Annotated in this window: 7 protein-coding genes; 3 read left to right on the top strand and 4 right to left on the bottom strand. The window is 69.0% G+C overall.

Annotated features, from left to right (window positions below):
• Window positions 1–69: 69 nt before the first annotated feature.
• A complete protein-coding gene (locus OG257_RS03235; RefSeq protein ID WP_329204532.1) occupies window positions 70–1,566 on the top strand; it encodes an HAD-IA family hydrolase in 1,497 nt (498 codons plus the stop codon).
• Window positions 1,567–1,679: 113 nt separating this feature from the next.
• On the opposite strand, the gene OG257_RS03230 is transcribed toward OG257_RS03235, so the two are convergent.
• Window positions 1,680–2,987, bottom strand: a complete 1,308-nt coding sequence (locus tag OG257_RS03230) for a phospholipase D-like domain-containing protein (protein WP_329204531.1) — start codon at window positions 2,985–2,987, stop codon at window positions 1,680–1,682.
• 720 nt (window positions 2,988–3,707) lie between these two features.
• On the opposite strand from OG257_RS03230, the gene OG257_RS03225 reads away from it, so the two are divergent.
• Window positions 3,708–10,142, top strand: coding sequence for an RHS repeat-associated core domain-containing protein (locus OG257_RS03225; RefSeq protein WP_329204530.1), 6,435 nt, complete (start codon window positions 3,708–3,710; stop codon window positions 10,140–10,142).
• 146 nt (window positions 10,143–10,288) lie between these two features.
• Window positions 10,289–10,717 (top strand): hypothetical protein, encoded by a 429-nt coding sequence (locus OG257_RS03220; protein WP_329204528.1) that lies wholly within the window; start codon window positions 10,289–10,291, stop codon window positions 10,715–10,717.
• 66 nt (window positions 10,718–10,783) lie between these two features.
• Here the strand turns inward: OG257_RS03220 and OG257_RS03215 are convergent, their stop codons facing one another.
• The 3 genes from OG257_RS03215 to OG257_RS03205 all read right to left on the bottom strand — a co-directional run bounded on the left by OG257_RS03215 (window position 10,784) and on the right by OG257_RS03205 (window position 16,041).
• Window positions 10,784–11,494, bottom strand: coding sequence for a hypothetical protein (locus OG257_RS03215; protein ID WP_329204526.1), 711 nt, complete (start codon window positions 11,492–11,494; stop codon window positions 10,784–10,786).
• A gap of 155 nt (window positions 11,495–11,649) precedes the next feature.
• Window positions 11,650–14,124 carry a polysaccharide lyase 8 family protein gene (locus tag OG257_RS03210; protein WP_329204524.1) on the bottom strand — a complete coding sequence of 825 codons (2,475 nt, stop codon included), beginning with the start codon at window positions 14,122–14,124 and terminating at the stop codon, window positions 11,650–11,652.
• Between the two features lie 192 nt (window positions 14,125–14,316).
• A complete protein-coding gene (locus tag OG257_RS03205; RefSeq protein ID WP_329204523.1) occupies window positions 14,317–16,041 on the bottom strand; it encodes a glycoside hydrolase family 13 protein in 1,725 nt (574 codons plus the stop codon).
• Window positions 16,042–16,194: the final 153 nt, after the last annotated feature.

Raw genomic sequence — 16,194 nt, 5'->3', positions numbered from 1 at the left:
AACATCCCGCACGCGGCACGGCCGCCCGCCCGCCCGTGGCCGGCCGTCCCCACCGGAAGGACCACCCCTATGCCTGGCCGTGTCCGCCGAGTCCTCGTCGTCGGCATCGACGGCGTACGTCTCGACACGCTGCGCCGATTGCCGACCCCGCACCTGGACGCCCTCGCCCGGCAGGGCTTCCTGGCGCCGGTGGAGATAGACGCGGACACCCCGACGATGTCGGGTCCCTGCTGGGCCACGATCGTGACGGGCGTGAACGCGGCCAAGCACGGCGTGTGGAGCAATAACTTCAGCGGCCACCGCCTGGGCGTCTTCCCCGACTTCGCGACCCGGCTCGCGGAAGGGGACGGGCGCCGTACCTTCGTCGCGGCCGGGTGGGAGCCCCTGATGCTCGCGCGCGGCGGCGGGCCGCTCTTCCAGGCCCCGGCAAGGACCGCGTACGTGTCACCCGGCGCGGACACCCCCGAGGGCTGGGAGGAGTGCGACGAGCAGATCACGGAGGAAGCCGTACGGGTCCTGTCGGGCGACGATCCGGAGGCCTCGTTCGTCTACCTCGGGGCCCCCGACGAGACCGCGCACTTCCTCGGCTGCGGCGGCGAGTACGACCGTTCCGTCCTGGCGGCCGACGAGCGTCTGGGGCGGCTCCTGGAGGCAGTACGATCGCGGCCCTCGTACGAGCACGAGGACTGGACGTACCTCGTCGTCACCGACCACGGCCATGTGGACGCGGGCGGGCACGGCGGCCGCTCGGAGGCGGAACGCACCGCATGGCTGATCGCCGCGGGACCCGGCATCGACGCGGGGAGCGCCCCCCGTACCGTCCGCCATGTCGACGTGGCACCCCAGGTGTTCGCCTCGCTCGGACGGCACCCCGACCGCCACTGGACGCTGGACGGCAGGCCCTTCGCCGCCGCCCCGCACGCCGTGCTCCTCGACATGGACGGCACACTCGTCGACACCGAAACCCTGTGGCTGCGGACCGTACGGGAGACCGCGGCCGGGCTCGGCCACGAACTGGGCGAGGAGGAAATGCCGTTCGTGCTCGGTCGCGCGGTCGCGGACACCGCCGCCCATCTCCACCAGGTCTCCGGCACCGGTCGCAGCGAGGAGTCCGTGGCCGGGGAACTCGACGCGGCCTTCCTTACCGCCGTAGAGCGCGAGACCGAAGTGCTTCCCGGAGCCCTCGAACTCCTCGACCTGCTGACGGACCTGGACATCCCCGCGGCGCTGGTCTCGGCATCCCCCAGGCCCGTCGTGGACGCCGTGCTCAAGGTGCTCGGTGCGGAGCGGTTCCGCACGACGGTCGCCGAGGGCGAGACGCCGCGCACCAAGCCCGCCTCCGACCCCTACCGTGCGGCGGCGCGTGCCCTCGGTGTGGACCCGGCAGCGTGCCTGGCCGTGGAGGACAGCCCCACCGGTGTCGCGGCCGCCGAGGCCGCGGGGTGCCGGGTACTCGCGGTGCCCTCGTTCACCGACATCCCGCCCGCGCCCCGCAGGACGGTGCTGGCCGGCCTGTCCGCCGTGAGCAGGCAGACCCTGTGGACCGCGGGCCTCGCCTCCCGGTGACGGGCCGGGGACGTGGGGGCGCGACCCACACCTCACTCCCGTCGGCGGAGGAGGGAGACAAGGCTTGCGGTCCGTGTTCCGTGCGCAGTTGCTGCCCTCGCCCCGTGGCCGCGTCAGCCTTCGGGTTGCGTGAGGACCCCCTTGCACTGGGGGACGTCGTCCGCCGTTCCCGGCACGGCGGCAGCCTTGACGCTGTTGAAGTGGGCAACGTACAGGTCGTGTTGAGCGGAGTCGTCGACCTTGAGCAGGGCTTCGTCGTTCTCCCTGAGTGCCGGACCGCTGTAGTTGTGGCTTCCGGTCCACAGGACCTTGTTGACCGTGCCGTCGTACTTGCCGTCGATGAGCAGGTACTTGGAGTGGATGACGCGTGCCGAGGTGGCAGCGTTGTTGTCATGGTCGTGGTGGTAACAGAGCGGGGTGAAACCCGTGGCCGAGTGGAGGGTCTCCCATGTACCGGGAGTCTGCCCGTCGGCGGAACTCGCCTTGCTGTCGGTCTCCGTGTAGACGAGCTCGACGGAACATCCTGCCTTCTTCAGCGCGACGAGCTTGTCGGCCACGCCCTGCCGCGTGAACTTGAACATGGCCACCCTGACCTTGGTGGTCTTGGCCGCGCCGTCCTGCGTGTAGGTGCAGGTGACGTTGTCGAGGGTGTTCCAGATCGTGTCGGTGGTGTTGCCGGTGCCCGGGTAGTACGGGAAGAAGTAGGCCTTGTACGGGCTCCAGGTGGAGGAGCGGTAGCGCCAGTTCTCCGCGTCGTGACGGACCAGATCGGTGAAGTACGAGGCGTAGGCGTTGTAGATGCCCGTGTTGTTCGCAACGACGAACGCGTCGTTCCAGAAGGCGCTGTAGGAGGACGGCGACATGTTCGTCGAGGTCTGGAGCGTCACGTCCGCGGCGCCGTCGACCTGGGAGAACAGCCAGAACTTGTTGTGATTGATGGACGCGCCGAACTCAGGCCTGCCGAGGCAGGACTTCCCCGCGGGGCACAACGTCACGAAGGACGGCTGTGAGGTGTCGCCACCCAGGGAGGTCCGGAGGATGCCGTAGGTCGGGTCGGACGGGCGGGCGCTGACGGTGCTCTCGTCGAGGACGAGCTGGACCCCGACGCCGCGGGCATGCGCGTCGGCGAGGGCCTGCCCGACCTCCTGGTCCCAGAAGTGGTAGAGCGCGACCTTGATCGAAGCACTGGCGGGGCTGGTGCCGACGTACTGGAGGATCTTGGTGCGTATTCTCTGCTGCTCCTCGGCCGTGCCGAGCGGATTGTTGAAGAGGGCGCCGGACTGCTCGACCGCTGCCGGAGCGGCGGCCACCCGTGGTCCGGCGGAGGAGGAACCGTGCACCGGGGTGAAGCCTGCGGTGAGCAGCACTGCGGCCGTGGCGGCGATCGTGCCGACTGTTCTGGACAGCGCGGGGCGAGGCATGGTTTCTCCCTGAAGGAAGCGCGTACGCGCGCGGGGTAACTCGGTTCGGGACCACGGTGGTTCCTGGACCGGGCAGGTGGTGGGGATGCGGGCGTCAGCCTGCCGCGCCGTACGGCCCGGCAGGCCCGGACCGGACTGTTCTCGCTGAGGTGTTTCTCCGTGGCGGCGGATCCGGCGGGACGCGTGACGACGTAGGACCCGGTCGCTCTGCCACCGGCCCGAGGCCGTCCGACGCAGATGCCGCGGATACGGGCGTCGGGCTGATCCGCCGTCGGGGCCGCAGGTGCGAGGGGCGGCGTCGCTGCGTGCGCGCGGCCTGGGGCTTGCTCGCGGTCACCAGGTGGTGCGGTCGAGGGTCTCTCAACGGAACTGCCTTTCTCGTCGAGTCGGCAGCGGTGGTGACACCTGCGGCCTGCGGCACCTGGGGGATGGACCGGGGCGGGAACGGTCGGACAGACGACGGGGAAGGGGCGGAGAACCCGGCGGGTGGGACAGCCACTACGCGGGCATCTTGTCAGATCGCGGAGCCTTGGCAAGGGGAAAGCAAAAGTCCCACCAGTCACTGCTGTTACGCCCACCATGTGCTGGACGGGGTGGCCGGCCTGCGTTACTTTCACGGCCGCTGAAAGCGCTGTCTCCGCACGAGACATGACGTGTCGTCAGCACTCGAGCATGTCCGATCAGTCGCTGCATTTCAGGTTTCAGGTGGGGGTGGGGGCAGTGCGGAAGAGACGTCGCCTGGTGGTGCTTGGCGCCACCAAGGCGTTGATCGTCGGGTTTCTCTCGGCGGTGGTCTTTGTGCCGGAGGCGGCGCTGGCGTTGCCGTCGGGCGACCAACCGAGCGTGCCGGGCAGGACTCCCGGTGCGGCGATCGAACAGCCGGAGGAACGCGGGACCACAGCGCCCCCGAAGACCGTGTGGCCTGAAAAGGGTGTAGCCACGGTGGCGGTGCCCGGGGCCGGGGCGAGCCGCAGGTCGGTGAAACCGTCCGGAGCCGAGGAATCGGTCGTTGCGGTCCGGGCGGCGAACGTCTCCACCGCGGTGACCGGGCGGCAGACCGGAGCGCCGGCTCAGGTGCGGGTGGAGGTCCTGGATCGGCGCCAGATCGAGCCGTTCGGAGGCCTGGGGATCGGCCTGCGGGTCGCCCGGAACGACGGCGGCCAGACATCGGCACCGGTCGAAGCGATGATCGACTACTCCGGCTTCGGGCATGCCTACGGCGGCTCCTTCGGCGATCGGCTGCGTCTGGTGAAGCTGCCCCCCTGTGCGGTGAGCACACCCGAGCGTCCGGGCTGTGCCACGGGCGAGCCGGTGCCGGGACAGCGCAACGACACGGCGACCGGGACGGTGACCGCCGTGGTCGAGGCCGCCCCGCAGATCGCTCAGATATCGGGCATGGCCGCGCTCGCCGCCCCCGCCGTCTACGCGCTCGTCTCCGGTTCGTCGTCGGACGCCGGGGACTACCGGGCCTCCCCGACGAATCCCTCGGGGAAATGGGACGTCTCGCTCGGCTCGGGAGCGTTCACCTACCAGGTACCCATCGAGGTGCCCAAACCGCCGACGGGCGTCGCCCCGGAGCTCGCGCTCACCTACAACTCGCAGAGCATCGACGGGCGGACGTCGGCGAGCAACAACCAGGCTTCATGGGTCGGCATGGGCTGGGACCTGAACGTCGGCGCGATCGAGCGCAAGTACAGGAACTGCACCCAGGACGGGCACCCGGGCTTCGGTGACCTGTGCTGGGACTCACCGAACTCCGCCGGCGACCCGAACGGCGCGGTCTACACGGTCGTCATCGGCGGGGTCACGTCCGAACTCATCCAGGACGACACGGGCACCGGCAGCTTCCGCATCAAGGACGACCCGGCCTGGCGGGTGCAGAAGATGAACGGCGGTTTCGGTTCCGACAACACGGACGAATACTGGGTTCTGACCAAGCAGGACGGCACCCGCTACTACTTCGGCTGGGGGCGCACCGAGCGGCTGAATCTGGACAACGTGCGGGAGAAGACGAACTCCGTGCTGACCGTGCCGGTGGTCGGCGACGATGCCGGAGAGCCGTGTCACGCGTCCTTCCCCTCCCCGTGCCGACAGGCATGGCGCTGGTCCCTGGACCGGGTGGTCACGCCCAACGAGGTGGAGAACTCCTATTTCTACAACAAGGAGACCAACTACTACCGTTCGGTGGCGGCCGAGGACAAGGCACGCGGCTATGACGCGGGCTCGTACCTGTCGCGGATCGACTACGGCTGGTCCTCGCAGATCTCCGGTGCCCAGCTCCCCGCGATGATCGACTTCCAGCATGTGAACCGCTGTGTGGAACGGATGGCGGAGAAGGACCCTCTCAACACGACTCCGCCGAACTGCCCGTCCATCGACGCCGAGCCCGAGTCGTACCCGGATGTTCCCGTCGACCTGATCTGCGACGGTCCCGAGGACGGTGAGAGCTGCGCCGGCAAGACGTACTACCCCACGTTCTTCCAGCGGGACGTCCTGTGGGACATCAACGTGCACGTGCGGGACACCAACACCTCCGGCTGGGATCTGGTCCGGCAGTACCAGATGAAGTACGCGCTCATGAACCCCTCCGGCGCCATCGGCGACCAGCTGTGGCTGGATTACATCCAGCGCCGTGGCTACTCGGGCGACGACATCGACGAGCCCACCATCAACTTCAACGGCGAGTGGCAGGACAACAAGGTCGGCTCCGGCGAGCTGAACTTCCGGCGCGTCAACAAGATCTTCACCGAGACGGGTTCCACGGTGACCGCGACGTACGGGCACGCCACCGACGATGCGGGCTCCGTCGACCGGCAGTGTCCGGAGACGGGCGGTACGTCCGAGGCGAACAACGCCTACGAATGCTTCTGGCAGAAGTGGACGCCCGAAGGCGGCACCGAGAGGACGGGCTGGTTCAAGAAGTTCGTCACCAAGCGGGTCCAGGTCGACCCCGGCAAGGCCGACGACGGCGCCCCTTCGATGATCACGGACTACGAGTACGACGGCGCGCCGGGGTGGAGGTTCGCCGCGGATCCACTCGTCGACGACGAGGACGAGTCATGGTCGGAGTGGCGTGGCTACGGCAAGGTGTTGGTGACCACGGGGGCGGCGGACAACCGCCACTCGACCTACCACTGGCTGTACCGGGGCCTGAACGGGGACCGCACCTCGAAGACGGACTCCTCCGCCACCCGCACGGTCGACGTGACGGACTCCGAGGACAAGGCATGGCCCGACCACGCCTGGCTCTCCGGCGAGACCCTGGAGACCTCCACACGGGACAACAACGGCGACTCGCAGAAACGTGAGTGGCACGAGTACTGGTGGTACACCACCGCGCAGTACACCGGCCTGACCGATGCCCGGATGGTGCGGGAGAGCAGGACGACCACACTGGAGAAGGTGGTCGGCTCCGAGTCCGGATGGCGGGAGCGGATCGTGGAGCAGGAGTACGACAACGCGGAGAAGGCCTCGACCGTGTTCGGCCTGCCGATGCGCACCGACGAGTGGGGTGAGACGGGCGTCTCGGACAACTCCTGCACGGAGTACGGCCGCGCCTACAACACCGACGACCTCGCGGACGACTCGACCGGCACACGGCGCTGGATGGTGTACCCGGACGATCTGAGGCACTACAGCGTCAGCTGTACGTCCGTCGCAGCCGACGAGGCGGCCGGCACCCCGGCGGCCCACATGGACCGGCGCACCACCACGTACTACGACGGTGCGCTGTCCTTCTCCGAGAACGGCCCCAAGCTGGTGGACGGGAACCCCACCGAGGTACACACCTACACCGCGGAGACCTCGTGGAGGACCACCAAGGCACAGTTCGACGCCGCCGGCCGGGTGGTGAAGAACTGGGACGGCAAGAACAACCTGACCACCACCACCTACACCCCGGCCACCTCCTGGCCGATCAGTGGGGTGAAAGTCACCACGCCCGACCCCGACGTGTACTCCACGACCTTCATCTCCCGCTTCTGGAACACCCCCTGGAAGACCGTCGACTCGAACGGCAGCACCACGCTGCTCTCGTACGACGCTGTCGGCCGTCTTACCAAGGTGTTCAAGCCGACCGAGGCAGCCAACTACCCTGACGGAACTGCGTCGTCTGCCTTCACCTACACCGTCCCCGTGGCTGCGTCGGCGACCGGAGTGCCGCGCGTGGCGACCGGGGACCCGATCGTCGTGAAGTCGCGGGCCCTCCAGTCAGGCACCACGTACGTCGACGCCTTCACCTACGCCGACGGTCTCGGACGCGAACGTGAGACCCAGACCGTCGCGCCGTCCGGCACCGGTCGTACGGTGACCGTGACCCGGTACGACTCCTCGGGCAACGTAGCCGGCACCTCGGCGCCCTTCTACAATTCTGCCGCCGCGGGTTCCGGCCCGGTCAACCCCGCCGTCGCGGACATCCCGTCGTACACCGACACGGTGTCGGACTGGGCAGGACGGGTGACGCTCTCACAGATCAAGGTGAGAAATGCGAACCAGGCCGCGGGCAGGACGACCACGCAATACCAGGGCGCGGACGAGATGACCGTGTTCCCCGCCTCCGGCAGTCCGACGAAGACGGTCAAGGACGTCTTCAACCGGGTGACGAAGGTGGTGGAGAACCTGGGCGCCGCCCAGTACGCCACCACCTACGAGTACACGCGCAAGGGACAGCTCAAGTACGTCCACGACGCGAAGGGCAACACCGCGCATTACACCTACGACTGGGCGGGCGGGCGCCTCACGGCAGAGGATCCGGACGCCGGGCCGACCAGCCAGACGTACGACAACAACGGAAACCTGGCCACCACCACCGACGCCACCGGCCGGGTGCTGACGCACTCCTTCGACGCACTGAACCGGCCACTGGGCATCAAACAGGGCAGCACCGTCGTCACCGCGTACACCTATGACGCACCGGCGAGCCAGATACCCAACGGGCTGGGCCGGGTGGCCACATCCACGAGGCAGGTGAACGGGCTCGCCTACGTGAAGCGCACGGAAGGTTACGACCCGCGGGGCCGCACCATCTCGACCTCGCTGACCGTCCCCGACGACGGCTCGGGTCTCCAGGGCGTGTACACCACCTCGCTGACGTACGACGCGGGCGACCACATCACCGAGGTGCAACACCCGGCGATCGGCGGCCTGGCCGCCGAGACCGTCACATCGACGTACACACGCGGTCGCCTCGACAAGGTCGCCAGTCCGATCGGCACCTATCTGAGCGGTACGGGGTACGACGACAACGGCCGTCTCGTCTCCCGGTCGCTGGGAACCGCCGGCACCGGCACGAGCGCGACACGGACCTTCGCCTATGACGACGCGAACGGGACGGGCTGGCTGAAGAGCATCTCCACCGCGACACTGACCGGTGGCGTCTCGGCCAAGGTCCAGGACGACACCTACACACGCAACAACGTCGGCGCCGCCACCGCGCTGCGGGAGAACACCGCCGGGCAACAGCAGTGCTTCACCTACGACGACCTGCAACGGCTCAGCGGAGCCTGGACCACCGCGGCGACCTTGTGCACGTCCACGCCGCAGTCGGACTTCGCCGGGCCGGACCCGTACCAGACCAGCTGGTCGTACGACGCCATGGGCAACATCCAGTCGGTCACGGACAAGTCGTCCGTCGCCTCCGCAGCGGTCACCAAGGACTACAAGTACCCCGGCTACAGCGCCGACGAGACGGCGTACACACCGGACCAGGCGCGGCCGCACGCTGTGACGAGCGTCGCCAAGTCTGATGGCGGAAGCGACAGTTACACCTACAACGCCGCTGGCCAGCTGACCGACCGGACTGTGGACTCCGTCGCCTCCGTCTTCGAGTGGAACGCACAGGACAGGGTTTCCCAGGTTACTCAGAAGAAGCCGACGGGCGACGAGGTCACGTCCTACGTGTACGACGCCGAGGGGTCGCCCCTGATGCGTCGAGCCCCCGGGGAGAACGTCCTCTACCTGTCGGGGCACGAGCTCAGGAAGTCGGGCACGGCCGCACCGAAGGCCACCCGCTACTACTCCGCGGAAGGGACCTCGCTCGCGGTCCGCGTTGCGGCTGACGGTACGACAGACGGGAAGCTGACTTGGCTGCTCTCGGACAACCAGGCCTCGACCCAGCTCATGGTCGCGGCTGTGGGTGGTGTGGTCACCCGGCGGCGCACCAATCCGTTCGGCAAGGCCCGCAACAAGTCGGCCGGCGGTCTCCCCGCCGACATGGACCGCGGGTTCCTCGGCAAGGCGGAGGACGACTCGACAGGGCTGAGCATGATGGGGGAGCGCCTCTACGATCCCGGTCTCGGCCGCTTCCTGAGCACCGACCCGGTGACCACCCCGTACAAACCGCAGACCATGAACTCCTACAGCTATGCGTCGAACAATCCCGTGTTCTTCACGGATCCGACGGGCCTCGGAGTGCCGGAGTGCATGTCCGGCGTCATCACCGGCTGCAACAACGGTGTACCGGACAACGACTCGGTCTACCACCCGGAGCGTGAGCGCGGCGGCATGTCCAACACGGACATCGTCGACCAGTGGATCAGCATCGGCGACCCGTCGCCCATCCCAGGAGCATTCCGTGCGGGCCTGGGAATGCGGGACGAACTCCGCGTCATCATCTGGAACTCCGGCTTCCAGGACACGGAGGAGACGCTGGAGCAGATCAACGAGCTGAACACCGTCAATGTGGGGGCGGGCGGCGTGGAACAGGAGTTGGACGTCCTGCAGATCGCCGGAGGTATCGCCCGCACCTTCGCCAAGATGAAGAGAAGCGAGTCCGCTCAGGTCAGCAGGATCGGCCAGCGCGGTCTGACGTTCCTCAGGAACAACAAATGGGCCAGACAGCTGAGCAAGGGATCGGCCTACGCCAGCAAGTACCTCGGTGCGGCGACCGCGGTCACCGACATCGTGAGCAACATACTGAGAGGTGAGGACAAGGCGACGGCCGTACTCAAGGGCGCCATCACCGGGGCGACAACCGCCGTAGGAGCCAGCGCGGGTGTGACCGTGGGCACGGCAATGTGCGGAGGACTGCCGGCGTGCGGGGTCGCGGGCGGCATCATGGGGGGCTCCCTCGGTGCCGCGGTGGGTGAGGACCTCGTCGGATTCCTCGAGGACAAGGGCGTCTGGGAGAAGACCGACGGATGGTTCTCCTGGGACTGACCACCACCCCTGACTGTGCGTAGGAACCGCCTCCATCCGCAGTACGGGTGGAGGCGGTCCTGGTTGTCAGGCCCGGGGCGATGCTGTACGTTCGCCGCCTGGCCGGCGACCGCGCGGCAGCAGGGAGTGTGACAAGGAGGCGGCACGTGGGTGCCAGGGATCTCCTCGTCGCGGCCTCTGCGCTGGTGTTCCTGGTCATGATCCCGGTGGCGGTCCGCAGGCACTGGCGCGGAGAGGTCAGCGGCCCCACGGACCGCGGGATCATGCCGATCCACGTGTCCGTGGACACCAAGCAGGCTTTCCGCCGGACCATGCCGGTGAACTCCTTCGCCTTCTTCTGCTGCCTGGTGGCCTGGAGCCTCGTCAAGAGCGACGAGATCCTCGACTCACCGCTCCCGGACGCACTGCTGACCGGCCTGGTGCTCGCGTCCGTCTCACTCGCCCTGGTCGCCGTCCTGTTCGTGAGCCCTCTCATCGTGCTGTTCAACCGGCCGGGGTTCCTGGTGGCGCCGCCGTACCGGGGCGAACCAGGGATGCTCGCGCTTCGTCAGCAGCGGCGGGACCGCGGTCGCTGACCGGACGGTCCGGGCCCGGCGGCACGACCGGAGCCTTCAGCCCCCACCCGGTCACGGTGCAACCGGCTAGGACGCCACGTCCGCGTAACTGCTACCGACCTTCAGCCCGTCGATCCAGTTGATGACCCGCTTGTCCTGGACTTCGGCGCCGTAACTGCCCCACCTGGTGTCGTTGCCCAGGTCGTCCCAGGTGCGGCCGGAGAACTCGGCCACCTTCGCACCGTTGTAGTACGCCTCGACCCAGCCGGCGGAAGCGGTGTCTGACGTGTGGATGCCGAGAACGATCCGCTTGTACGTGCTGGTCGTCACCGGGGTGGACCACTTGAGGGTCCAGACCTCGCCCACCTCGATGTGGAAGAGCTTGAGGACCCCGCCCTCGACCTTCATGAGCACCGGGTAGTTCTGCTGGTTCTGGTCGTTGGTGCCGTAGGACTTCCACTGGAAGATCGTTCCCGCGTCAGGGGTGTTGGTGGAGGTGTCCCAGCCCAGGTAGTACGTGCTGTTGTTCTTGAAGGTGTAGCGGGAGCCGCCCACCGATAGGCCGTGGGCCTCGCAACGCAGCAGCCCGAGGGGCTTGTTGAACTTGAAGACCGTGCCCCGGCCGTCGCTGTTGTCCTGGGCGGTGACGCTTCCGGGGGAGTCGCACAGGACGCCGTCGAACACGGCCGTGCCCGCGGAGGCGTCACCGTTCCAGATCACGGACGCGCTTGCGGGGTGGGCCACGACGAGACACCAGGCGAAGGCCGCGGCGGTGGTGGCGAGAAGTGATGTGCGCATGGTTCTTCCTTCGGGGGGGGGAAGGGCGCGCCTGCGCCCGGCTCGTGCCGTCGCAGGAGCCGCATGCTTGCGCGCCGGGGTGGGGGGAGCCGGCGCCGGGCCGGGCCCCTGCCGTGGGGAGACGGCGGGACCCGTGCCCGGCCCGGGGCCGGCCGTCAGGCCGTGCGGACCTTGACGCGGTGGGTCGCGCCGGCGGTGCTGCTGAGGTCGCCGAAGGTCAGGGTGAGAGTGGAGCCGGTCCCGGCGCCGGTGACCGAGGGAGCCTTGGACAGTACGGAGGCGACGGGCCGCCGCCAGGTCAGGGTGAGGCTCTTCACGCTGCGGGACGGGTCGGCCACCGAGATCGTCGCCGTGCCGTCACGCTTCTCCCGGATCTGCACGCTCACCGGTGCGTCCGCCGTGACCTTGCCGGCCGTACCCGCAGCCCAGAAGTTGATACCGGTGAAGCCGAGCGAGGGGACGCGGATGCCGTGCTGCTGCGGGGTGTTGGCGAGGATCTGCAGCCACAGCGGGTCGAGGGCGCGAGCTGCGGTACGGATCTTTCCGGCGCCGGGCATGAGGATGTACGCGTAGGAGGCATCCTGCGGGTCGGTGCCGTGGTCCTGCCACAGGGTCAGGTAGCGCCGGGTGAAGGGGGCGGGGGAACTGCCGGCGTTGATGTCCTTCCACGCGCCGGTGCGCTCCTCCCGCAGTGCGCTCACCCGGCTGCCGCCCGCCTCCGGGAAGACGTAGCCGGCGTGACCCTCGATGTGCGCCCACCTGGTGCGCTCCCGGGTGGTGTGCCAGCCCTGGGCGCCCGACTGCGGGATGCCGTCGAGGCTGAGCGCGGCGGTGCCCGACGCGCCGAGGTTGCGGTTGTCGATCACCGTCTCCACAGCGGCGCCGTCGGCCGAGGTGATGCCCGAGCCCAGGCAGACGACGGAGTCGTCGAGCCAGAACCACGACTTCTTCGCGGTCATCGTGCTGCCGACGCCCCGCAGGTGCTGCCCGGTGGTGCCGAACTCGCCGTCGGTGGTGCCGCCCACCCAGGTGGTGTCCGGCTTCGGGTTGCCCCAGTTGCCACCGAACCCGTCCGGAAGCGGCTTCTTCGAGACGGTGACACCGGGCAGCCGGTACGGGTCGACGGTCGGCCAGAAGGTGTCCGAGTACTGTGCGAGGCCGTGGTCGCCGCCCCACCAGGACAGCCAGCCCGAACCGGTGTGATAGCCGCGGGCGTGCTCCCCGTTGCCGAATTCGTAGTGCGCGATGCGGGCGGAGGCCATGCTGACGGATGCGCCCCAGTCGCGGCGGCGGTGGGTGGCTCGGTCCATGTTGGGGAAGGCCCGGTGCTCGCTCGGTTCGGGCGAAGCCCTGACCGTGTCGTCGTCGTACAGCTTCTGCAGCCGTGCCGTATTGACCAGGCTCAGCTTCGGGTTCTTCAGTGCGGGACCGTAGGAGTCCCGCAGGAGCCAGCCCTTGACCATGGAGTTCCAGCGGGCCTGCTCCTCGGCGCTCGCACCCTGGCCGACCAGGACGACCGAGGCCATCACGCCGTGCGCGCGGGTGTGGTCGTCCTGGGGGAGCTGGAAGGGGTCGGCTTCCGTCAGGCCGCGGCTGATCCCGCGGCTGGAGACGTTGTCCATCATCAGGCCGTCGTAGATGAACGGGGCGATGGCCTTCTCGACGGTGTCGAGGAAGAGCTGGCTGCCCGGGTCGTCCACCTGCCACGTCGAGTCCCGCAGCAGCGCGAACAGCCGTCCGAGGCCGTCGTGGAGCACCGCGCCGTAACCCCCGATGTACGGGACGTTGGTGTGCTGGACGAAGGAACCGTCGGCGTAGAAGCCGTCGCCGGACGTCACGTAGGGGAAGACGGGGGACAGCGCGTCACGGCCGACTTCGATCTTGGCCGCACTGCCGCCGACGACACCGCGCAGGATGAGCCCGCGGCACAGGTCGACACGGTTGGCGCCGGTACTGGTTCCGGTGTACTTCGCCACGGCCGAGTCGGGAAGGAAGCGGTCCACGGACCTGCAGTAGACGGCCACTTGCTCGGCCGAGAGGTGGTCGTGGAGCAGCACGGCGGTGTCGAGCAGCGCCTGCGGTGAGCCGATCTGGAAGTTCCACCAGTTGCCGAAGGGCGCCCGCTCCGCGCTGTACACGTCGGAGCACAGGTGGTCCAGGCCCGTGATCACGGCGTCCCGCAGCGCCGCGTCGCCGGTGACACCCGTCCCGGGCTGGGCATACGCCTGGGCCATCGTGCTCAGCCGCGTGAAACTCTCGTTCATCCGGGCGGAGTAGCCGTACGACTCCTGGTCGGTGTCCGGGGTCGGATCGGCGTATCCGAGGCCGGGCCAGAGAGAGCCGGCAGTCGGTGTCATGGTGGCGCGGAAGCCGGCTGCCTGGGTGCCGAGGGTGGTGAGCTTCGACCGGAAGGGCTCGGCCGTCGGGCTGAAGCCCTCACCGAGGATCAGGGTGCGCCACTTGGCGCGCAGCGCGGCGAAGGCCTCGTCGGCTTCCGCGGAAGCCGACGCCGTGGTGCGGGGTGCGGCCGAGGCGGCACCGGTCTCTGCGAGGCCGACGGCGACTGCGGTGCCGCCGGTCGCCGCGAGGAAGGTGCGGCGGGACCAAGGGGGCGGGGGAGGGGGCGTCATAGGTGCTCCGGAGGCCGGGAGATGGACGGGAGAGCGCGTTGAAGCAATGCGGTTTTTTAGCACGCATGCGCTCAACTGCTCAATAGAGTCGACAGAATTGATCGTTTCGATCGGAATGAACAGCTACCCCAGGCGCGATATGCCAGTAATCCGCCCTTTGATCCTCGGGCCACCGGAACAGCCAACGCTCGGTCATTCCCGCCGGAGCCAGACTGCTGTGTCCGGGGGCAGGACGGCACCGTCGCCGAGAGGGCCGCTGGCCAGCAGCACCTCAGTGGCATCCGGCAGGCGAATGCCCTGCCCGGACTGGTTGACGATGCAGGCGAGCTTCCCGTCGGCGCCCCGGGTGAACGCGAGGACGCCGTCCTGCGCACGGCCGCCTTCGGGCCACCAGTCAAGGGGCCCGTCGCCGAACGCGGGGAGCTGCTTCCGCAACGCCAGCGCCGTCCGGTAGAGGACGAGTGCGGAGCCGGGATCGGCGGCCTGCGCGGCGACGGTCAGGGCCGCCCAGGACGCGGGCTGCGGCAGCCACGGCTCGTTCGCCGAGCCGTCCGGGCTGAAGCCGAAGGGTGCCGTACCTCCCGACCAGGGCAGCGGGACCCGGCACCCGTCGCGCCCCGGATCCGCCCCGCCGGTGCCGGCGACCGCCGGGTCCTGCAGCAGCTCCGCCGGGATGTCCTCGACCTCCCACAGGCCGAGTTCGTCGCCTTGGTAGATGTACGTGCTGCCGGGCAGGGCGAGGGTCAGCAGGGCACCGGCGCGTGCCCGGCGCCACCCCGCCTCCAGGTCCACGGGACTGCCGTGGCGGGCGGCCCGGTCGAAGCCGTAGCCGGTGTCGGCCCTGCCGTAGCGGGTGACGTGCCGGGTGGTGTCGTGGTTGGACAGCACCCAGGTGGCGGGCGCGCCGACCGGGCCGTGTGCCTCCAGGGTCGCGTCGATGACCTCGCGCATCGCCGGTGCCTGCCACGGCACCTTCAGGAAGTCGAAATTGAAGCCGGTATGGAGTTCGTCGGCGCGCAGGTAGCGGGCGAACCGCTCCGGACGGTCGCTCCACAGCTCACCGACGAACACCTTCTCGTCGCCCGGCCGGGAGTGCTCCTCCAGGACGGACCTCCAGCGTCGGTAGATCGCGTGGACGCCGTCCTGATCCGCCCAGGGCTGGGGGCTCTCGCCCGAGTAGTCGACCAGGTCGGGCAGCCCGGCGGCCTTGACGAGGTTGTCGGCGACGTCGATGCGGAAGCCCGCGACGCCCCGCTCCAGCCAGAACACCAGAATGTCGTCGAACTGCGTGGCGACGCGCGGGTTCTCCCAGTTCCAGTCCGGCTGGCCGGGCGCGAACATGTGGAGGTACCACTCCTCCGGCGTCCCGTCCGGTCCCGTCACCCTGGTCCAGGCGGGCCCGCCGAAGTTCGACGGCCAGTCGTTCGGCGGAAGTTCCCCGTGAGCCCCGCGACCGGGCCGGAAATGGAACGCGTCACGCTCCGTGGAGCCGGGCCCCGCCGCCACGGCCGCCCGGAACCAGGGGTGTTGGTCCGAGCAGTGGTTCGGCACCAGGTCGACGATCGTGCGGATGCCCGCCTGCCGGGCCTCGGCGATCAACTGCTCCGCTTCGGCGAGTGTCCCGAACACGGGGTCGATGTCGCAGTAGTCGGCGACGTCGTACCCTGCGTCGGCCTGCGGGGAGACGTACCAGGGGCTGAGCCAGACGGCGTCGACCCCCAGGTCGACCAGGTGCGGAAGCCGGGCACGGATACCTGCCAGGTCACCCATCCCGTCCCCGTCGGCGTCGGCGAAACTGCGCGGGTAGATCTGGTAGATCACGGCATGGCGCCACCACGCGCCGTCCCGTGTGCCGGACGCCGGGCCTTGCGGACGGCTCCGGCTCTCGCCGGCGACAGGACTCAGGGGCTGGGACATGAGGCGTTCACTCCTTGGCAGGCGGACGGAACGACAGCATCGCGGCTGAAGCCGCCCGCCCGCCATGGACTGATCATGGGCGCCTTTGGACGAATCACCGCGAAGCCGCGACAGCCGCCTCGCGCGAAGGGCTGCCCGTACGGGACCGAAAAG

The sequence above is a fragment of the Streptomyces sp. NBC_00683 genome, from assembly GCF_036226745.1.
In the GTDB taxonomy this organism is placed as follows: domain Bacteria; phylum Actinomycetota; class Actinomycetes; order Streptomycetales; family Streptomycetaceae; genus Streptomyces.
Note: the sequence above shows the minus strand (reverse complement) of the source record. Positions and strands in the feature narration are given on the sequence as shown.

What these genes read in the sequence shown, in the direction of transcription:
- OG257_RS03235 (WP_329204532.1), top strand. Translation starts at nt 70, where the DNA reads ATGCCTGGCCGTGTCCGCCGAGTCCTCGTCGTCGGCATCGACGGCGTA.
- OG257_RS03230 (WP_329204531.1), bottom strand. Translation starts at nt 2,987, where the DNA reads ATGCCTCGCCCCGCGCTGTCCAGAACAGTCGGCACGATCGCCGCCACG.
- OG257_RS03215 (WP_329204526.1), bottom strand. Translation starts at nt 11,494, where the DNA reads ATGCGCACATCACTTCTCGCCACCACCGCCGCGGCCTTCGCCTGGTGT.
- OG257_RS03210 (WP_329204524.1), bottom strand. Translation starts at nt 14,124, where the DNA reads ATGACGCCCCCTCCCCCGCCCCCTTGGTCCCGCCGCACCTTCCTCGCG.
- OG257_RS03205 (WP_329204523.1), bottom strand. Translation starts at nt 16,041, where the DNA reads ATGTCCCAGCCCCTGAGTCCTGTCGCCGGCGAGAGCCGGAGCCGTCCG.